A 19,650-nucleotide genomic window follows, 5' to 3' on the forward strand; every position below is an offset into this window, starting at 1 on the left:
ATCACCGGCTGGTTCAATATTTAGAGCGCAGCTACCCCGCTGGTGCAAAACACGCTATTGGGTGAATCGGCCTGGCTCGCCACTGTGCCGACGGCGGTGAACTCTGCTGTTGTCAGCAAGGCTTCGACCTCGGCGACCTCGTAGGCGGTAAATCCGTGCTGGGTTAGTCCCTGGTCTTCTAAGTAGTCCTTTGACGCATAGCCAAGCACCAATCGCCCACCGGGCTTGAGTACGCGCCGACATTCGCTCAGCACCTGTGGTGCGTTGACCCAAAAATACAAGGTATTGACAGTGCAAACCTGGCTAAACTGCTGATCGGCAAAGGGTAATGCCTCGGCACTGGCCTGGTGAAGTTCGACCGTGCCTTGGTTAATCAGGGGTTGGAAGCGCCGCTCACAGATCTGGATAGCGTCGGGCGATCGCTCCACCCCCACCATCTGAGACGGTTTGCCTGTCACCACCAGTTTGTGCATCAGGTCGCCGCCGCCAAACCCAATTTCGAGAATGCGATCGCCCGGCTGTAGCTCTAAAGTCTCTAGAACTAAGTCGTTGAGGGCGGCATTGCGGCGATTGAGAAACTTCAGCAAGAGCCACCCAAACCACCCCGAGGGATCGCCTAACTGCCGAGCCAGAAACGGCCTGAAGGAATTAATTCCCATAGTTTTGCTCTACATATGAAGAGTGAAACGGTTCTGTCGCCAGTCGTTGAATTTTTGATTAAAACAACACTGGCAAAGATTTAACGCCATGAACTTCGACAGAGGGAATAAACTCCAGTTCTCTGTTGGGCACAATGCGGAGATTGGGCAGCCGTTCTAGCACTGCGCTTAGAACAATTTTGGCCTCCAATCTAGCCAACGGCGCACCTAAACAAAAATGAATGCCATTGCCAAAGGCCAGGTGAGGATTGGGATCGCGATCGATTACAAACGCGTCGGCGTTTTCAAACTGGGCCTCGTCTCGATTGGCCGCACCCATCCAAACGGTGACCATTTTTCCGGCTGGAATGGTCTGCCCACTGAGCTGAGTCTCGACCTGAGTGAACCGTGCCATAGCCTGCACTGGCGATCGATAACGCAAGACTTCTTCGATCGCCACGGGCAGCAGTTGAGGATCTTGTTTGAGCTGTGTAAAGGCCTCTGGATAGTCGTTAAAACAGAGTACAGCATTGCCCAAGAGATTGGTCGTGGTCTCGTTGCCACCCACGAGCAGCACGATGCAAAAATCTACGAGTTCTTGTGCGGAGAGGGTCTCGCCTGCTTCGTGGGCGGCAATTAAATCGCTGATTAAATCTTGGCCTGGATGTTGGCGTCGTTCGACTAGCAGGTGCCGAAAGTAGTCGGCCATAGCGGTTAATGCGGCCCCATCGTAGACCACAATGCCGTCTGACCAGCGTTTAAAGTCGCCACGATCGCCCACTGGCACGCCCAAAATTTCAGCAATCACAATCACCGGCAGCGGAATTGCTAAATCGTGTATAAAATCCATTTCACCTTGATGCTGAACCGCGTCAAGCAAATCGTAAGTAATTTGCGCAATGCGGGGGGCTAGCGCCTCCACTCGTCGAGCGGTAAAGACTTGGCCTACAAGCGATCGTAGTGTGCGATGTTTCGGCGGATCGGTAAAATTTAGGCTTTCGGTAAAATCGGTTTGCTCCGGCGGCTGGGGAATTTTAGACGAAAATGTTTTCCAGTCAGAAAAGACATGCTTAACATCGTCGTAGCGAAACACCATCCAGCTTTGGTGTTCTGGGTCGTAAAAAACCGGCGTGTCGCGACGCATCTCGGCGTACCACGCAAAGGGATTGCGAAAAAGTTCAGAATTTTGCATGACACATCTCCTAAATATCTAAAAATTTGCAGGACAAATCGGGCCAGCTAAAAGCGGCAGCCTCAAACAGCGATTTTGGAGCCAAACCCTAGGGGTGATGCTCAGAATTAAGGAGCTGAGAACCAGCCCATGCCGGTGGTTATGGCAACAGCTGTCGCAACGCCGTACAGCGTGATGCCAATGAGTGAAAAGACTAAAAGTTGCCGGGGTGCAATGCCAGTAAGCGGGCCAACAATGGCCACCGTCCAGCTTCCTAAAAGGGGCGTCATGGCAATGAGAAACCAGGCACCATAGCGCTTAAAGGGCTCTCTAACCCGCTGCCCACCGCGTTTCTCTAAGCGCAAGAGCCAGGCGCGCAGTTGAGGAATTTGCATGAGGCGATCGTAGCCCCACAGTAGGAGTGGAATAGGCGCAAAATTGCCCAGCACTCCCCAAAATACCGCTGAAACCGCGTCTAACCCCAGAGCCATACCCGCCGCAACGGCCGCATAAACCTCGGCGTAGGGAAAGAACCCTACTGACCACGTCGTCAGCGCTTTAGTGACGTATTCAATCGTTGGCATGGCGGTGATTTGAGATGGGATGGTAAGGCATCAAATCGTTAGGACTGATGGAAATGGGAGATTCGCTCAGCAGAAGGTTGCGATAAGGGACATTACATCGCAATGCCCCTAACTAAGGGGTGAATGGTAAACAGCACCCCGCCGAGATGAGCAGTTAGTCTAGCGCAGCCGTTCCGGGGCAAGCGATGGTCAAAGACCGGCCTTGGAGGGCCGTCGCACCTCTCTAGTCGCCATGAACCAAGCAAATCCCAACAAGAATGAGTACCCAGAAAATAAGAACGCTGCATAGCGTCCAGCGGTTTCAGGGTGCATGTTGCTCATCAATTCAGAAAAGCCTGCCAAAATGGGAATTTCTCCCAGCATTCCAGGCAACGCGATGCAGATTGCGCCCTGCAACCAGTCTTTGGCTTCAATACGTCGCCACCGCATCAGCCCCACAAAGACCAGCGTATATAGCCCGCCAGTGCTGGCAATGTTGAGCCAATATTCCATAACCGAGCGCTCAAAGAAAAACGAGCCCACCTGCCGATAGGCTACGGTGGCCGCCGCCCAAATGCCAAACCCAACCAGCACAAGGTTCAAGCGATCTTTTGTGTTCATGGAGATTACCTACTAAAACGATGTTAACGTAATGACTATTACGTTAATAGTAAATGTAATAGCTATTACGCTAACTGTCAACATGAGTCGACCCACCGAACCCCAAAAGAAAGCTGAGTTAGTAGAAAAGTGCTTGGAGGTGGCTATTGAGGCGGGCGCGCTGGACGCTAGCATTAACGCGATCGCCAAGCGCATCGGCACCAGCGGACGCATGTTGGTCTACCACTTTGGCTCGAAGCAAGAGCTAGAGCGCCAGGTAATCGCCCGGCTAGAGGTGCGTCTGCGCGAACAGCTACAGTCGCTGCAAAACACAGCTGTCGCAGATGCCGATACCGTTGCCGAGTCTCTGCTGGCGATGTGGCAGCAATTTACCACCCCGGAAATGCAGGGCTGGCTAAAGCTGACCATGGATCTCAACCAGCGGGCTATGCAGGGGGATGCCGAAACTCAGCAGTTTTTGGAGCGCGAAACCCAGCAGTGGATCGAGTCGCTGACGGCGCTGATAGGGGATGAAGCGGTGGCGCGATCGCTGTTTCACCTGTTTCAGGGGGCCACTCTCGACTTTCTGACCACCGGCAACGCCCAGCGCGGCGAGCAGAGCGTAAAGGCATTTTTAGAAGGAATGCGATCGCCAGAAAAGGCTTAGCTCTTTTCCTGATCGAGATCAATTTTGAGGGTAAGCCGCAACGGCAAAAATAGCTGCCAACGAATGGCGATCGCGCGGATGCCAAAAATTATTCCCATCGCGATCAGTCGGCAAACGGGCGAAGGTATCAGATGCAGCAACCCCACATAGAGCATGCCGCCCAGCACAATCGGCGTCGCATACAGCTCCCGCGACAGCAGCAGCGTCGGCCGATGAGTCACTACATCGCGAATAATGCCGCCCGCAATACTCGTGATTAAGCCCATCACCACCGCCACCGCTGCCGAATGTCCAAAGGCCAGGGTTTTGTCGATCGCCTGCACTGCAAATAGAGCCACGCCCATGGCATCTAAATACGACAGCAGGCGCAGCGGCAGCTTGAGAATGAAGCGGATGCCGCCAAAGGTAGCCGCAGAGGCCGCCATGGCCACCCAAAAGGCCGTCAAATCCTCTAGCCAAAACACCGGCACATCGAGAATCACATCCCGCAGCGTGCCGCCGCCGATCGCCGTCAGCAGCCCCACCACCACAATGCTAAAGATATCGAGGCGCTGACGGGCCGCCGACAGCACCCCAGAGATGGCAAAGACTGCCACCCCCGCCTGGGCCAAAACATATTCCATGGGGTTCTCCAACACAGTAGCTTCTCCCCAAGCGAAAAGCTCTGCTGATTATCCCCTACTGCCCCGGTCGGGCTCGGCCCCAAGAGAATGGTGAATGAAAAGCCGTCCAGCGGCGATCGCCTCCTCGCTGCTAGGGTAAGTTTCGCCGTCATTGAGCACGGCCATTTCTGGGTTAATCACCCAGCAGCGGTAACCCAAACCCTGGTGATAGGTCACCCCAGCTACCCAGCCAGGGAATACCGAAACATGAATTAAACGACTGCTATCCATCGGTATTGACCCCTTCAGCCTGTCATTCGACGCCTGTGAAACCCCGGCCGTGTGCTCCGCTAAGCGAAACCCACGCGTTAGCCCAGCCGCTGACTTATTGATCAGGGGCGGCTTAATTTGGTTCAAGTGTACTATACTAATTGAGCGAAGACAACGGACTTGCAGCCAAAGTCATGGCCCAATTTCACTACAATGTTTTTCCCCTTGAGGCGACTACCCTTCTAGGCTGAAGTGGGGTTTACTAAAGTCATCTTCCCGGCCCTCGCCCCAGACCCGCTCCATTCCGCTCATCCGATTCACCCCCAGGCAGCTATGGCATCTAAAAACAACGCAGGCTCCGAAAAGCAAAAGGCCCTAACCATGGTGCTCAGCCAGATTGAGCGCAACTTTGGCAAAGGAGCGATCATGCGTCTGGGAGAAGCCAGCCGCATGACGGTTGAAACCATCCCCACAGGCGCGCTAACGCTAGATTTGGCTTTGGGCGGCGGTCTACCCAAGGGCCGAGTGATTGAAATCTATGGCCCCGAAAGTTCGGGTAAAACCACCGTTGCTCTCCACGCCCTGGCAGAGGTGCAAAAGTCGGGCGGCGTAGCGGCCTTTGTGGATGCCGAGCATGCCCTCGACCCGGTCTATGCCAGGGCTTTGGGGGTCAATATTGATGAGCTATTAATCTCTCAGCCCGACACGGGCGAAATGGGTTTAGAGATAGTTGATCAGCTGGTGCGCTCCGCTGCTGTCGATGTGGTGGTGATTGACTCGGTGGCCGCCCTGGTGCCCCGCGCCGAAATTGAGGGCGAAATGGGCGATACCCACGTGGGCTTGCAGGCCCGCTTAATGAGCCAGGCCCTGCGCAAAATTACCGGCAGCATTGGCAAGTCACAGTGCACAGTGATCTTCCTCAACCAGCTGCGGCAGAAAATCGGCATCTCCTACGGTAACCCCGAGGTCACCACTGGAGGGAATGCGCTCAAGTTCTACGCCTCAGTGCGCCTCGACATTCGCCGCATTCAGACCCTCAAAAAGGGCACCGAAGAGTACGGCATTCGCGCCAAGGTCAAGGTGGCTAAGAATAAGGTGGCCCCGCCCTTTCGCATCGCCGAGTTTGATATTCTCTTTGGCCAGGGCATTTCGACCATGGGCTGCCTGGTCGATTTGGCTGAGCAAACCGGCGTGATTGTCCGCAAGGGGGCCTGGTATAGCTACGGCGGCGACAACGTTGGTCAGGGCCGCGACAATACAGTGCAGCGCCTGATCGAAGACGCTGACTTTGCTGCCAAGGTAGAGGCCGAGGTGCGCGAAAAGCTGGCTATTAACGGTGCCCCTGTGACGCTTGAAGAGCCCGAAGACGATGCCGAAGCCCCTGATGACGCGGTTGAAGCCCTACTTGAGGATGAGTAAAGCTGTGACCAAGGGTGGTTGTTTAACTGCTGGCTCTCACCGAGGGTAGTGACGCTTGAGCACCGCTCGGGGGAGGATGGGGCTACGATTACTACGTTTCCCCCATGGATGCTCCCTCCAATCGCGCTAACTCGGGCACGGGCCTGGCCATTGCCACTGCGATCGCGATCGCGGCTGCGGTGGTGTTTAACACCCTCTTCAACCGCTTCCCGCCCGGGGGGCAAAGCGTGGGTCAGATCGCCAACACGGTTCTGGAAGGGGTGCTAATTACCCCCGCCAACTACGCCTTTGCCATTTGGGGGCTTATCTACCTGGGCCTGTTTGCCTACGCGATTTATCAGTTTCACCCCGAGCGGCGGCGAGAGCCTCAGCTCCAGCGGGTCAATCAACTGCTGATTGTGGCCTGTGTGGCCCAGACGATCTGGATTTGGCTATTTTCTCTCCAGCAGTTTGGTTGGTCGATTTTGGCCATGCTGGGCATTCTGATTCCTTTGATTGGCATTTATCTGACGCTACATGTTGGTCTAGATGGTCAACGACCGGCGCTGGGCCATCGGGTGTCTCGCCGCCGCCGCTGGATGGCGCACATTCCCTTTAGTCTTTACCTGGGCTGGATTGCAGTCGCCACTATCGTCAACGTGGCCTCGGCCCTCTATGCGTCGAACTGGAGCGGCTGGGGCATTTCGTCGGTGACCTGGACGGTAGCCATGATTGTGGTGGCTGCCATTGTGGCCGAAGTGGCGATCTATCAGCGCGGCGATATCGCTTTTACCCTGGTGTTTGTCTGGGCGTTTGTGGCGATCGCCGTGCGCCAGAGCGATATTCCCGCTATTCGCTGGATAGCGCTGATCGCGGCGGGGGTGCTGGTGTTTTGGCTGGCTCTGGTAAAACGAGGCTGGCCGAAGCGATCGCAGGAGTAGCTAGCCGCCACAGCTAAAGAAGCAGGCGGCTCCGTCAGACCCAACCCTAAGTCAAACCCAGTGGAATAATGGGAGGGTAGCGTTTTTCGCTACTGACCTTTTAACCGCCTTCCCATGACCCCCGAATCCGACGCAATGCAGCCCTGGCTTTCGCTCAAGCGGCTTTTTCTGATTATTGTGACCGCCCTGGTAGGGCTGGTACTGGTGCAATCGCTGCTGAGTAGCTGGAATGAACCCCAAGTGGCGAGCCAGCTCCAGCTGTATCAAACCGATCTGCTGCTAGAGGGCAGCGCCTGGAAGGGAGAGGGGTTGCCCGAAGACCAGTGGCCGGCTATTCGCGCGGGACTGCTGGGTAAAGACCCCGTGGCCAGCGCCAAAGAGCAGTATGAAGAGGTGCGTGAGGGGGCAGTTGAGGGCATGGATCGCTGGCGATCGCAGACCGCGCCCGCTGTTTCCCTGTCCGATGAGACCAATGCGGGCAAGCCCCTGGCCCGGCGACTGCAAAACGCCCTTGACCAGCAGCAGGCGCTCATTCATCGCCTCGACCTGCGGCTGGGTCTAATGGACGCTTACCAGGGCCAGCCCGAGGCCGCCCTAGAGCGTTGGCAACAGGTGCGCGACAGCGATACCGCCTTGGCTCCGGTGGTGCGCACCGCCGATACGCTGATTCGCCTCTGGCAAGACGGCGACGTGCTCCCTGAGGATGAAGCCTGGCTGGGGCAGGCGCTCAACGGTTGGTTTAAATACCGCGCCCTCGACCAGCTCTACGGGGTGGAAGGTCGAGCGGGCGATCGCGCCCAGCTCCAAACTCAGGAGCAAGAGACGGCCCAGGCCAAATTGGTCAAGCTAGCCCTGGTGGGCGCGTTGCCGACCTTGGGGGCGATCGTGGGCATCGGGCTGATTATTTGGCTGGTGGCCCAGCGGGTGCTGCGCGGCAGTCAGTCGGTGCTGCGCCAAAACGCTGGGCGCGGCTGGGAGATTCCCTGGACGGGCGAAATCATTTGGCAGGTGCTGATCGTTGGGTTTTTCTTTGTGGGGCAAATTTTGCTGCCCCTGGTGCTGGGCGGGTTGGGCTTTAGCAGCGGCAGCCTCAGCAGCCGAGGGCGAGCGATTTTTTCGCTGGTCTACTATCTGCTGATGGCGGCGGGGTCTTTGGCGGTGCTGTGGTGGTCGATTCGCCCCTACCGACCGGTGCCCAAGGAGATGTTTAGCCTCAAGCCGTCGCGCTCTGGGCTGCTGTGGGGGCTGGGGGGCTATTTTGTCGCCGTGCCGCTGATGTTTGGGGTGGCTTTGCTCAACCAGAAAATTTGGCAGGGGCAGGGGGGCAGCAACCCACTGCTGCAAACAGTGCTCGAAGAGCAGGATGGCGTAGCGCTGCTGGTGTTCTTTCTAACGGCGGCGATCGCAGCACCCCTCTTTGAAGAATTTCTGTTTCGCGGCTTTTTGCTGCCCTCGCTGACTCGTTATGTATCGGCGGGCTGGGCGATCGGCCTCAGCGCCTTGATCTTTGCCGCCGCTCACCTGAGCCTGTCGGAAGTGCTGCCCCTGACTCTGCTGGGGGCGATTCTGGGGTTTGTGTATACGCGATCGCGCACGCTGATCTCCCCCATGGTGCTCCACAGCGCCTGGAACAGCGCCACCATGCTGGGTCTGTTTGTCCTCGGCGGCTAGGGGGTGGAAGATGTATAGGGTATAGGGTTTAAGGGTTGAGCATAACCCTATACCCTATACCGTGAACCCTTTCTAGCCGCTATCATGACCCCATGATCACCCTTCTCCACCTCTCCGACATCCACATGGGCAGCGGGTTTGCCCACGGTCGCCTCAACCCCGAAACCGGCCTCAACACCCGCTTAGAAGATTTCATCGCCGCCCTCACCCGCTGCATCGATCGCGCCCTGGCCGAATCGGTCGATCTGGTGCTGTTTGGCGGCGATGCCTTCCCAGATGCCACGCCGCCGCCGCTGGTGCAGCAGGCTTTGGCTCGCCAGTTTTGTCGGCTGTCGGCGGCGGGCATTCCCACCGTGCTGCTGGTGGGCAACCACGACCAGCATGCCCAGGGCTTAGGCGGAGCCAGCCTGTCGATCTATAGAACCCTCGGCGTGCCGGAGGTGGTGGTGGGCGATCGCCTCGAAACCCACCGCATCAACACCCGCAGCGGCCCGGTACAGGTGGTCACCCTGCCCTGGCTGACCAAATCGACCCTGCTCACCCGCCCCGAAACCGAGGGCCTTTCTATGACCCAGGTCAACGAGCTGTTGCTCGATCGCCTACGGGTGGCTTTAGAAGGCGAAATTCGCCGCCTCGACCCGGCTATTCCCGCTATTTTGTTGGCCCATGCCATGGTCGATACTGCCGCCTACGGAGCCGAGCGATTTTTGGCCACCGGGCGGGGCTTCAATATTCCCATGGCGATGCTGGCCCGCCCCTGCTTCGACTATGTGGCCCTGGGCCACGTGCACCGCTACCAGGTGCTCTGTGAACAGCCCCTGATGATCTATCCCGGCAGCATTGAGCGGGTTGACTTTAGCGAGGAATCTGAAGAAAAAGGCTATCTACTGGTGCAGGTGAGTAAGGGAAACACCCAGGCCGAGTTTTGCTCCCTGCCCGTACGCCCATTCAAAACCATCCAGGTAGATCTCACCAAGGCCGAACATCCCCAGGCTGGGCTTGAGCGGGCGATCGCCAAGGCCGACATTACCGATGCTGTGGTGCGCTGCCTCTACACCCTGCGCACTGACCAGGTTGACCAGATCGATCAGTCAGCCCTAGAAGCGATTCTGGCCGACGCCCACACCTACACCCTGCAACCCGAGCTAAAGGCCCAAACCAGTCGCAGTCGCCTACCCGAACTGGGCACTGATAGCACCCTCGACCCGCTGGCAGCCCTCGGTACCTACCTGGCCAACCGCGAAGACCTCAACGACCTGGCCGAAGGCATGATGGCCGCTGCCGCCGCTCTCATGGCTGACGAAACCGATATTGACCTGTCCTCTGAGACCGCCGATATCGACTTAGATGATCTAGATAGTCTAGTGCTCGAAGAAACTGCCCAGCAGCTGCGGCTGCTCTAGCGATCGCACTTAACCGATTGTAGAACCGCCCCTTGCAGTACCATTGAGCCCAGACCTTGAGCCCAGTGGAATTCTGTCTGCCCATGAACGAGGGCGAGTACCAACGCCGCATTAGCTATCGCCTGTTGTTGACGACCTTGTGGGCGACCCTGCTGCTGCTAGCGGTGCAGGCCATTGGTGGATGGGCTAACCAGTCACTGACCCTGCTGGCCGAGTCGCTGCACACCCTGGTAGACGGGTTCAGCACTGTGCTCAGCCTGGTGGCGGTGACTTCGCCCCAGCGCCAGATGGGCCGCGAGGTGTGGGGCCACGGGCGCGTCGAGGTGGCAGGCACCCTGATTCTGTGTGCCTTTTTGGGCTTTACCGGGGTCAGTCTGGTGTTTATCGCTCTGCGCCAGGTGTTTAGCGGCCTGACTGGGGAGGCGATTCCTTTCCCCGTAACGATTGACCCGGCGGTGCTGCGGTTTACGGCGGCGATGGTGATTCTCAATGTGGCCCTGGGCATCTACGCGAGTTACCAGGCCCGTAGCCTCAGCAGCCAGGCTCTCAAGCTCAACACGCGCCACTTTTTAGCCGATGCCTGGTTGAGCATTGTCATGGTTGGGGTGCTGCTGGCCATTTGGCAGGGCCAGCGCTGGCTTGACCCAGTCTTTGCTCTGGTGCTGCTGCCCTTAGTGGGCCGCAGTCTGTGGCGAGTGTTGAATGACCAGCTGCCGATGCTGCTGCGCCCGACGGCGATCGCCCCCGAAGCCATCTCGCACATTGCTACCCAGGTGGAGGGTGTCACCCGCTGCACCCGTATTCGCTCCCGAGGCATGGTGGGTCGTCAGGTCTGGGTTGAGATTCACCTGGTGCTGCACCCCGAATTTGTGGAATCGGCAGAAACCATCGGTGAACAAATCGATGCCCATCTGCGCCAGCGCTACGGCCCCCTCCGCACCCAGGTCTGGGTTGAATCCGCCCGCCCCTATCAGGACGCGTTTATGGAGCCAGGAATGCCGAATTACCTGCCCCCCTCGTCGAACGGTGGCGGTGGTGACTGGGGCTAAAAAATTTTAGATGAGCGATTTTGGATTTTGGTCGGATCTGCCTGACTTAGCCAATGAACTAACCGGCCAACTCAATCGCAACTCCAAAATTCCTTTGCGTCTACAGACCTGGAGTTGGCCCACTCTGCATCGGCCCTAGGTAGCGAGTCAGGTAGGGCGAAAACACTTCGTAAATCAGCGTCAACGGCTTGCCCCGGTGCCAAAATAGGTAGTGGCGGCCCCAGAACGGCCCAGTCTGGCCAAAGGCTTCTTCTAGGGCTGACGAGTCACCGTAGTAGAGGCCTTGAATGTCGCGATAAAGCTCGGTGCGCAGACGGGCCAGGCTGGCCCAGATGGGCAATGACTTATTTTGCAGATATTCATCGACGTGGCTGGCTTCCCACCAGGAGGCGGCGTAGGCGAGGCGCTGACCCGAGGCGGTGCGCAGCCACACCTGGCGGCGCAGGCGAGGGCCGGGCACCACGCGAATAATGTCGGGGGCACCGTCGAGATCCATGCCCACTGGGGTCATGTCGATGACATCAACCTCGGTGCGATCGCGCGTCAACAACTGCAAATGGCGAGTGGGCGAGCCATCTCCTAAGAGTAAAATTTGCCAGGCAGGAGCCAGCTGATCGTGGGGCAGGCCCTTTTGCACGGTGGGCTGCCCTGCCTGCCAGAGGGGGGCAAGGGCGTGCCAGTCGCTGGGCACCGCTGGGTCAATAATGGGCTGTAGGGCAGAAGCCAAGGGCGTTACAAAAATTCATGGACTAATTCTATGCTATCGCGACAGCCCAGCCCTTTCCAGCCGAATCTGAAGAATCGGCGCGGGCTACAGTGAATCAGTTCAAGCACGATGTCCATCAACAATATTCACTACTGGGAGTGCGCCCCTATGGCGGAGGGAATCAAACTAGCGGTCAACGGCACCCTGATGCGGGGGCTTGAGCTTAACCCCAACTTGCTCAATGTTGGGGCCACGTTCCTTTACGAGGCGGCTACCACCCCCCACTACCGGCTGTGGTCGATTAACGATGTGCATCCTGCCATGGTGCGAGTCAGCGACGGCGGCACTGCCGTAGCGCTGGAGGTGTGGCAGGTGCCCCCCGATGGGCTGGTGCAAGTGCTATTGCAAGAGCCGCCCGGCCTGAGCATTGGCAAAGTGCCCCTAGACACGGGCGAAACAGTGCTGGGGGTGCTGGGTGAACCTGTGCTGTGTGAAGGCCAGCGCGAGATTTCGATCTACGGCGGCTGGCGATCGTACTGTGCTGCCCTAGAGCGAGAGGCAGAGCCTCAGCCGAACCTGTCTCAGTAGGGCTTACGCCAAATCTGACTAGAGAAATTGGCTGAGCGGAGCATGCGGCTGTAGGCCAATAGGCTGGCAGGCTCAAACGTTCGAGCCTGCCAGCCTATTAACTAAATTCACACAGTTAACCTGTTCCCCAAACTTGAATTTGGGGTTGAGCCTTACTCCACCGTCAGCAGAAAACGGCCGCGGCTACCTGCCTCAAAACTGTTGACCAACACCGTGTAGCGACCATCGCGGGGTAGTCTGACTGCCATTTCAGAATTGGTGGTGTTGGGGTTGGCGTCGTCGTTTTCGGCGAGGCGGTTGCGGCCTTCGAGCAAAATCAGGTAGGTGTCGAAGTCAGGGCTGTCTAGCCGCAGGCGCACCGTCTGACCGGCCCGGCCCTGAAAGCTGAATTCTTGGTAGTAGGAGCCATCTTGCAGAGTGCGATCGCCCGGCCCCAGATTACCCTGCTGTCGCAGTGCCGCACTGCTCGGGGCAGTCTGGGCTGGGTTACCCTGACCGCCGCCCGTCTGGCTGAGTTGAAGCTGGTAGCGCCCCGACTCGCCCTGACCGTAGCTGTTGGCCAAAATAATGTAAGACCCGGTGTAGGGCAGCTGTACCGAGATGCGGGCGCTGCGATCGCCACCGCTGTCGTCATCTTGAATGGAGAAGTCGTCGCGATCGGAGGCCAGCAAAATCAGGTAGGGGTCAACCTCCTGGCTGTTCATGGCGATGGTGACGGTTTGCCCCGCCTGCCCCTCAAACTGGTAGGGGTTGTAGAAACTGCCGTCGGGCAGCACGTTGCTGGTGTCGTTGAGCTGGCCTTGCACCGTGGCACCCAGAGCAATCGGCGCGGGTTCGCGGCTAGTGCGATCGGCGGGGGCTGAGGCCGTGGCTGTGCCCGATCGCACTGAGGCCAAAAATGTTTGCACCGCGTCGGTGGGGATGGCAAAGCCAATACCCACGCTGCCGCCCCCACCGCCCGTGGTAAAGATCGAGGTGTTGACGCCGATCACCTGCCCGGCGCTGTTGAGCAACGGCCCGCCCGAGTTGCCGGGGTTAATGGCGGCATCGGTTTGAATGACGTTGCGATCGCGGTCAATGCGGCTGACAATGCCCACGGTGAGGGTGCCCTGCAACCCAAAGGGGCTGCCGATGGCAAAGGCGCTCTGCCCCACCCGCACTGAATTAGGGGGCGCTAGGGTCACCGTTGGCAGTCCTGTGGGGTTGCCTCGCAGGCGCACCGCCGCCAGGTCGAGCCGGTCTTGGCCATAGCCCACCACATCGCCCTGAAAGCTGCGGCCATCGGCCAGGCGCACCGTCACCACGCGCTCAGTGCCGACCACGTGGGCGTTGGTAAGAATTAGCCCGCTGGCGTCAACAATGCTACCGCTGCCGCCGCCGTCGCGGGTGGTAATGGCCACCACCGCTGGGCTGACCTGGTCGTAGACCCGAATCGTGGTGGTTTCATCAACAGGGGACTGAGCCAGCGCTGGGGTAGCCCCTAGCGGGGTAAAGCGGACGGGGGCGATCGCCGTGATCCCCGCCAGTAGAGCCCCCAGGACTAACGAACCCGATGCCAATCGCTTCACTGCTGCCTGTGCCATATAGTCCCTAAATACTCGTAAAAACGCACTACCGAGTCGGCATGAGGTAGTACCCGATACCTACTATCTACTTAGCCTTCCCGTACTTTCAGGATATATCTCTGGGTAGAGGCGCACGGAGCTCCTCAGCCACTTTTGTGGCAGGCACTGTTGCGACCACCACCTGATTACGTCCCCTGGCCTTGGCCTGATAGAGAGCGTCGTCGGCAGCCTTTAAGACGTCTCTAGCGCGCAGGCCATGGTCAGGAAAGCTGGCCACCCCCAGTGAAGCCGACAGCGCATCGAGGGTAAGACCGCTATAGCTGACCTGGAGCAGGCTCAGAGCCTGACGAATCTCTTCAGCGCGTGCCAGCGTGGCCTCTGGCGGTGACTCTGGCAAAATCAGAAGCATCTCTTCGCCACCGTAGCGACAGGCCACGTCTGAGCCGCGCACGCTTTGGCGGAGAAGTTGCCCGACGGTTTCTAGCACGCGATCGCCCGCATCGTGGCCGTAGGTATCGTTAACCCGCTTGAAATGGTCAATGTCGAGCATAATGATGCCAATTGTGTGGCACTGGCGCTGGGCTCGCTGAACCTCTCGAATCAGCGTTTCTTCCAGATACCGGCGATTAAATAGTCCGGTGAGTGGGTCACGAATGCTTTGCTGCTGAAGGGTTTCGCGTAGGTACAGGTTGGCTAGCGCCAACGCGACCTGTTCAGCCACGGTGCGAGCCAATTGCTGCACTAACTCAGATGGGTCGGAGGTGCTGAGGTAAAACAGCCCCAGGGTTTGACTCTGGGCTAGCAGCGGAATGCAAAGGTTAGTCAAGATCTGGGTGCTTTCGGCATAGCCGCACCCTAGTCTCAGGCAGTCGAGACTTACCTGATGCAAACGCTCACGGCACAAAGCCGAACAGTCTAGGGGAATGAACTTTGGAGCCGGTGCCCGCTGTGCCCCCCAGGTGGCAACCTGCTCAACGCGATAATCGCCATCGGTCAACATCAAAATACCGCCGCTGCTGCCCGGAAACAGGGGCGCTACCAGGGCACCTAACGACCGGTAAGCATCGTTTACGGTTAGACAGGCCTGCAAAAAGTCGCTCATTTCACCCAGCAACTGCATTTGCCGGGTGCGCTGGTTGAGTTCGCCAACGTGGATGGCCAGCTGCTGATTCACCCGCTGGAGGTCATGCTCTGCCCGCTTGAGAGGTGTAATGTCGCTAAAGGTCACGGCAAAGCCATCGCCTAGCTTGACAGCCATGTTTTCAAACCAGGTGTCGAGGCCGTCATGGTTGTAGTGAAACTGACGCTGCGCGGGGTTGCCCGACTCGGTCACCCGCACGTAGAGGTCAAACAACCCGTCGGTTTTGTGACCTGGCAGTTCATCCAGCAGCCGCTTACCGATTAGGTATTCGGCGGTGCGGCCTACTATCTTACAAGCGGCGGGGTTGCTCAGCAGCCACTCAAAATCCACAATCACGCCCGACTCATCGCGCACCGCTTTAAAGACCATGATGCCGTCTAGAGAGCTATTGAGCACGCTGGCTAGCTGCATTTCTGAGGTTTGCAGAGCGGCCTGAATGGTCACCATGGCGGTCACATCCAGATGACTGCCCACCATGCGTATGACCTGCCCAGCGGCATTTTTTTGGTGAATGGCGCGGGAGAGAATGTGGACTGTAGAGCCATTTTTGTGGTGAAACCGCTGGGTAACCGAAAATTCTTCGACCCGGCCGCTGTTGTAATCGTCAATCAAGTGCAGGGCAATGGCTCGATCGTTAGCAAAACTAACGGCTTCCCAAGCGGCCAAGCTGTTGTCTAGCTCGTGGTCGGCGTAGCCCAGCATCGCCTTCCACTGGGGCGAGAAGTAGATGACTCCAGTCTCCAAATTCCAGTCCCAGTAGCCTTCGGCAGAGGCTTGGAGCACCAAATCGAGCTGGTCTTTAGTGCGTTGTAGCTCCAGTTCAGCCTGCATGCGATCGGTGACGTCTCGGGCCGCACCATAGACCAGGTGGCCTACAGGCACCGATCGCCACTCGATCCAGCGGTAAGAACCGTCGCGGCAGCGATAGCGATTGACGAAGTTACGAATCTCCTGCTGCTGGGTTAGCGACGAGAATGCTGCCAGAGTGGCACCTATATCCTCGGGGTGAACGTAATCGATGTATCGGGTGCCTTGCATCTCTTGCACTGAGTAGCCTAGGGTCTTTTCCCACTGGCCGTTAAGGCGGTGGAAGTAACCGCTGGTATTGCCAATGCAGAGCAGGTCTAGGGAAACTGAGAAGAAGCGATCGAGCTCTTCGGCGGTGGTCTGAAGCTGAAGCTCGATCTGCTTGCGATCGCTGACATCGCGCACAATCACCAGGCATTGGTCCGGCCCGCAGGGGGCTAAACGCACTTCTTCGTAGCAGAGCTGACCATGCTTTTCAAACTGGTGTTCCCACGTCTGAAGCTCACCAGTGCTTAGAGCGCGCTCCATACGCTGAAGCTGGTAACGGAGTAAATCGGGGGGCAAGACCTCTGACAGATGGTTCTGCACTGCCAAAAAAGTACCTGCCGCCGCATCGGCAGGGGGCAAAAAGCTAAGGCAGGTGCCATCGCGCCCCACGCGTAACAGAAGGTCGGGAATCGCTTCAATAATGGCCCGGTTAGTAGCCTCACTCTGGCGCAGAATGATCGTGAGCTGCTGCTGGTGGATTTCGGCCTGCTTGCGTTCGGCGTCACGCCGCGCCTTTTCGCTGATGTCTTTGTGGGTGCCGATCACCCGCAGGGGCTTGCCATCAGCGTCCCGCTCCATCACCTTGCCGCGATCTAGGATCCACTTATAGCTGCCATCCTTGCAGCGGATCCGGTATTCCTTTTGATAGACGGGAGTCTCGCCGTTAAAATGCTTTTCCAAGTCTGCATAGCATCCGGCCCTGTCGTCGGGATGCACCCGACTGTCCCACTCGTCCAAGCTGGTGCCAATCTCGTCATCGGCATAGCCCAGCATGGCCTTCCATTGGTGGGAGAAAAATACCTCATTGGACTGGACATTCCGATCCCACAGCCCATTACCAGAGCCTTCGATGGCAAACTGCCAGCGGGCTTCGCTATCTCGCAGGGCTGATTCGGTCTGTTTTAGCTCGGTGATGTCGACGCCAATGCCCCCCACCAAAGCACTTGTGGCCCCGATCGCCTGCATAGGAAATTTGCGCACCAGGCAGGTGAGCATGGTGCCATCAGTCGAGGGGGCCTGTTCTACCGTTTCTAAAACTGTCTGGTGATCCAACACCCACTGGTTATTTTGGCGGTAGGTTTGGGCCAAAGGGGCAGGGAATATAGCCTCGACAGACTGGCCTATGGCTTCCTGCTCAGTCAGATTTACCATCGCTAGCCAGGCCGGGTTGCCGTAAATCATCGTGCCCTGGGCATCGGTAATCCAGGCTAGAATCGGCGCATAGGTCACAAAATCTTGAAATGGAGCCTGAAATAGAGCAGGGTTTTGGGACAACGAGCGATCGGAGACCGGCTGCGAGTTGCCACTGTCTTTATTGTGGGGCAGCACCTGGTGTTGATTGTGGCCGGCCTGCTGAAGAGACGCCACCTGGCGTTGCAGGTCAGCATTCTCAGCCTTTAGTTGCTGCACCAACCGCCTCAAATCATCCACTTCAGCCATTGCCCATCTAGACCTCCACAGCCCATTGCCTATATGTTTGTATTCCCTACTTCAGACTCTGAACTCGCCTTAGCAGAGCGATCTTAAAACAAATATCTAGTGAGATTTTGATTATGAATACGCCACTGGCTAGCTTTTTGAGCGCAATGCGCAAATTGTTGAGCAACCGTTTAGGCATCAAGATCTGTCTTGGCCTCGCCTTAGTAACCGCTATGGCCGTTGTGGGCTTGAGCACTCGACTGGCTCCTGTGCTCGCCACCGTTGCCGCAGCACCCCGCTTGGTGCCAGCGATCTTGAACGGTAGCCCAGTGAGCGTGCTGTATGTGACCCGCAGCAGCGATACGGTGCTAGCGCGCTGCTATCCTGGCTTTGAGCCATCCCTGACCCTGCGGGCTATGGGTAGTAACACCGAGCAGACGGAAGGGGTGCTGACCTGCGTCAGCCGTGAGTAGGGTTTAGTCGAAGCATGAAGAGAGTGAAGAACGAAAACTGAACTACAAAACACCCCCGGAAGCTTAGCCTCTGGGGGTGTCCATGTCAGGTGGCTCAGGTAAAAAGTTGGTCTTACTGACTTAAAGAAGGAGCCTTGAGCACCGGCAGAGCGGCGATCGGGGCTAGCCCTTCGGCACTGGCTTCGGTGGCCACAAACACCTGACTCAGTCGAGCCGTGAGCTTTTGGGTAGTGGCGTCATAGATTTGGGTCAGCATTTTGGGGTAGAAGCCAAAGCCAATGATCGGCACCAGCAGGCAGGCGATAATAAACACTTCGCGAGGCTCGGCATCGGCCAGCACCTCGTGCTCGATCAGCTCTTTGTTCTCAGGGCCGTAGAAAATCTCCCGCAGCATCGACAGCAGGTAGATCGGGGTGAGAATGACACCGATCGCCATAAAGATGACCGTGATCAGCCTAAAGGTAAAGCTGTAGGCATCGCTGGTGGCAAAGCCCACAAACACCATCAGTTCGGCCACAAAGCCGCTCATACCCGGCAGCGCCAGTGAGGCCAGCGAGCACGTGGTGAACATGGCGAAGATCTTGGGCATCTTTTTACCTACGCCGCCCATTTCATCCAGGATGAGGGTGTGGGTGCGATCGTAGGTTGCCCCCACTAAGAAGAACAGGCTAGCCCCAATCAGCCCGTGGGAGATCATTTGCAGCACCGCACCGCTCAGCCCTAGGTTGGTAAACGAGGCAATGCCAATCAGCACAAAGCCCATGTGCGAGATCGACGAGTAGGCGATCTTGCGCTTCAAGTTGCGCTGGGCAAAGGAGGTCAGCGCCGCGTAGACGATGTTGATACAGCCCAAAATTACCAGAATCGGTGCGAAATAGGTGTGGGCGTCGGGCAGCATACCCAGATTCATGCGAATCAGCGCGTAACCGCCCATCTTCAGCAGAATGCCCGCCAGCAGCATGTGTACCGGGGCCGTGGCTTCGCCGTGGGCATCGGGCAGCCAGGTGTGCAGCGGAATGATCGGCAGCTTGACCGCATAGGCAATCAAAAATGCCCCATAGAGCAAGAGCTGCATCCGTAAGGGATAGACTTTCTCGGCTAGGGCGGTCATGTCGAAGGTGATGGTATCGCCGTAGAAGGCCATGGCCAGCGCCGCCACCAAAATGAACAGCGACCCACCAGCGGTGTAGAGAATAAACTTGGTCGCGGCGTAAAGCCGCTTTTTGCCGCCCCAGATCGACAGCAGCAGGTATACCGGAATCAGCTCTAGCTCCCAGAAGAGAAAGAACAGCAGCATATCTTGCACGGCAAACACGCCGATCTGACCGCTATACATGGCCAGCAGCAGAAAGTAAAAGAACTTAGGCTTGAGTGTCACCGGCCAAGCCGCTAGGGCCGCCAGAGTGGTGATGAACCCGGTCAGCAGCACCAGAGGCATCGACAGACCGTCTACCCCTACAGACCACTTCAGGTCGAGCTGGGGCACCCAGGTGTAGCTTTCTACTAGCTGTAGACCGGGCTGACTAAAGTCGTAGTTGAGGTAGAAGGCGGCCACAATCAACACAAAGTCAATCAGGCCCACCGACAGGGCATACCAGCGCACCGTCTTACCGTTGTCGTCGGGCAAAAACGGTATCGCTATACAGGCCACCAGTGGCAGCAGGGTAACGGTGGTCAACCAGGGAAAAGTCGCGAGGTCCATATCGTCGTT

General features: G+C 57.6%; 18 protein-coding genes. 8 read left to right on the top strand and 10 right to left on the bottom strand.

What is annotated here, in order from left to right:
• Positions 1 to 20: 20 nt before the first annotated feature.
• The 4 genes from H6F57_RS23255 to H6F57_RS23270 form a co-directional block, all read right to left on the bottom strand.
• A complete protein-coding gene (locus H6F57_RS23255) occupies positions 21 to 659 on the bottom strand; it encodes a methyltransferase domain-containing protein (protein WP_190631034.1) in 639 nt (212 codons plus the stop codon).
• A gap of 58 nt (positions 660 to 717) precedes the next feature.
• Positions 718 to 1,830, bottom strand: a complete 1,113-nt coding sequence (locus H6F57_RS23260) for a cytochrome P450 (RefSeq protein WP_190631036.1) — start codon at positions 1,828 to 1,830, stop codon at positions 718 to 720.
• A 107-nt stretch (positions 1,831 to 1,937) separates the two neighbouring features.
• Positions 1,938 to 2,393 carry a small multi-drug export protein gene (locus tag H6F57_RS23265; protein ID WP_190631038.1) on the bottom strand — a complete coding sequence of 152 codons (456 nt, stop codon included), beginning with the start codon at positions 2,391 to 2,393 and terminating at the stop codon, positions 1,938 to 1,940.
• 189 nt (positions 2,394 to 2,582) lie between these two features.
• Complete coding sequence (locus tag H6F57_RS23270; protein ID WP_190631039.1) at positions 2,583 to 2,993, bottom strand: DUF5367 family protein; 411 nt, start codon at positions 2,991 to 2,993, stop codon at positions 2,583 to 2,585.
• Between the two features lie 82 nt (positions 2,994 to 3,075).
• Between H6F57_RS23270 and H6F57_RS23275 the strand changes: the two genes are divergently transcribed.
• Complete coding sequence (locus tag H6F57_RS23275) at positions 3,076 to 3,639, top strand: TetR/AcrR family transcriptional regulator (RefSeq protein ID WP_190631041.1); 564 nt, start codon at positions 3,076 to 3,078, stop codon at positions 3,637 to 3,639.
• On the opposite strand, the gene H6F57_RS23280 is transcribed toward H6F57_RS23275, so the two are convergent.
• Together H6F57_RS23280 and H6F57_RS23285 are read right to left on the bottom strand one after the other, a co-directional pair.
• A complete protein-coding gene (locus H6F57_RS23280) occupies positions 3,636 to 4,262 on the bottom strand; it encodes a trimeric intracellular cation channel family protein (RefSeq protein ID WP_190631043.1) in 627 nt (208 codons plus the stop codon). The two genes, H6F57_RS23275 and H6F57_RS23280, sit on opposite strands and share 4 nt — an antisense overlap.
• A 48-nt stretch (positions 4,263 to 4,310) precedes the next feature.
• Positions 4,311 to 4,532, bottom strand: coding sequence for a hypothetical protein (locus tag H6F57_RS23285; RefSeq protein ID WP_190631045.1), 222 nt, complete (start codon positions 4,530 to 4,532; stop codon positions 4,311 to 4,313).
• 312 nt (positions 4,533 to 4,844) lie between these two features.
• Between H6F57_RS23285 and recA the strand changes: the two genes are divergently transcribed.
• The 5 genes from recA to H6F57_RS23310 all read left to right on the top strand — a co-directional run bounded on the left by recA (position 4,845) and on the right by H6F57_RS23310 (position 10,973).
• Positions 4,845 to 5,930 (top strand): recombinase RecA, encoded by a 1,086-nt coding sequence (gene recA / locus H6F57_RS23290; RefSeq protein ID WP_190631047.1) that lies wholly within the window; start codon positions 4,845 to 4,847, stop codon positions 5,928 to 5,930.
• Between the two features lie 104 nt (positions 5,931 to 6,034).
• On the top strand, positions 6,035 to 6,850 hold the full coding sequence (locus tag H6F57_RS23295) for a tryptophan-rich sensory protein (RefSeq protein ID WP_190631048.1): 816 nt from the start codon (positions 6,035 to 6,037) through the stop codon (positions 6,848 to 6,850).
• A 114-nt stretch (positions 6,851 to 6,964) separates the two neighbouring features.
• Positions 6,965 to 8,521, top strand: coding sequence for a type II CAAX endopeptidase family protein (locus H6F57_RS23300; protein ID WP_190631050.1), 1,557 nt, complete (start codon positions 6,965 to 6,967; stop codon positions 8,519 to 8,521).
• 92 nt (positions 8,522 to 8,613) lie between these two features.
• Complete coding sequence (gene sbcD, locus H6F57_RS23305) at positions 8,614 to 9,924, top strand: exonuclease subunit SbcD (protein WP_190631052.1); 1,311 nt, start codon at positions 8,614 to 8,616, stop codon at positions 9,922 to 9,924.
• 65 nt (positions 9,925 to 9,989) lie between these two features.
• The gene (locus H6F57_RS23310) at positions 9,990 to 10,973 is read left to right on the top strand and encodes a cation diffusion facilitator family transporter (RefSeq protein WP_313933678.1); all 984 of its coding nucleotides are present in this window, start codon (positions 9,990 to 9,992) and stop codon (positions 10,971 to 10,973) included.
• Between the two features lie 100 nt (positions 10,974 to 11,073).
• Here the strand turns inward: H6F57_RS23310 and H6F57_RS23315 are convergent, their stop codons facing one another.
• Complete coding sequence (locus H6F57_RS23315) at positions 11,074 to 11,700, bottom strand: chorismate lyase (protein ID WP_190631054.1); 627 nt, start codon at positions 11,698 to 11,700, stop codon at positions 11,074 to 11,076.
• Positions 11,701 to 11,847: 147 nt separating this feature from the next.
• Here H6F57_RS23315 and H6F57_RS23320 point away from each other — a divergent pair, with 147 nt between their 5' ends.
• Entirely contained in the window at positions 11,848 to 12,267 is a 420-nt protein-coding gene (locus H6F57_RS23320; protein ID WP_190631351.1) for a glutamyl-tRNA amidotransferase, read from the top strand.
• Between the two features lie 152 nt (positions 12,268 to 12,419).
• On the opposite strand, the gene H6F57_RS23325 is transcribed toward H6F57_RS23320, so the two are convergent.
• Together H6F57_RS23325 and H6F57_RS23330 are read right to left on the bottom strand one after the other, a co-directional pair.
• Positions 12,420 to 13,850: a trypsin-like peptidase domain-containing protein gene (locus tag H6F57_RS23325; RefSeq protein ID WP_199289978.1), complete on the bottom strand. Its 1,431-nt coding sequence runs from the start codon at positions 13,848 to 13,850 to the stop codon at positions 12,420 to 12,422.
• A gap of 88 nt (positions 13,851 to 13,938) precedes the next feature.
• The gene (locus H6F57_RS23330) at positions 13,939 to 17,487 is read right to left on the bottom strand and encodes a PAS domain S-box protein (RefSeq protein WP_190631055.1); all 3,549 of its coding nucleotides are present in this window, start codon (positions 17,485 to 17,487) and stop codon (positions 13,939 to 13,941) included.
• Positions 17,488 to 17,600: 113 nt separating this feature from the next.
• Here H6F57_RS23330 and H6F57_RS23335 point away from each other — a divergent pair, with 113 nt between their 5' ends.
• Positions 17,601 to 17,939, top strand: a complete 339-nt coding sequence (locus H6F57_RS23335) for a hypothetical protein (protein WP_190631057.1) — start codon at positions 17,601 to 17,603, stop codon at positions 17,937 to 17,939.
• Positions 17,940 to 18,051: 112 nt separating this feature from the next.
• Here the strand turns inward: H6F57_RS23335 and H6F57_RS23340 are convergent, their stop codons facing one another.
• On the bottom strand, positions 18,052 to 19,641 hold the full coding sequence (locus H6F57_RS23340) for an NAD(P)H-quinone oxidoreductase subunit 4 (RefSeq protein ID WP_190631059.1): 1,590 nt from the start codon (positions 19,639 to 19,641) through the stop codon (positions 18,052 to 18,054).
• Positions 19,642 to 19,650: the final 9 nt, after the last annotated feature.

The organism is Leptolyngbya sp. FACHB-60 (genome assembly GCF_014695775.1).
Classification (GTDB): Bacteria; Cyanobacteriota; Cyanobacteriia; order Phormidesmidales; family Phormidesmidaceae; genus Nodosilinea.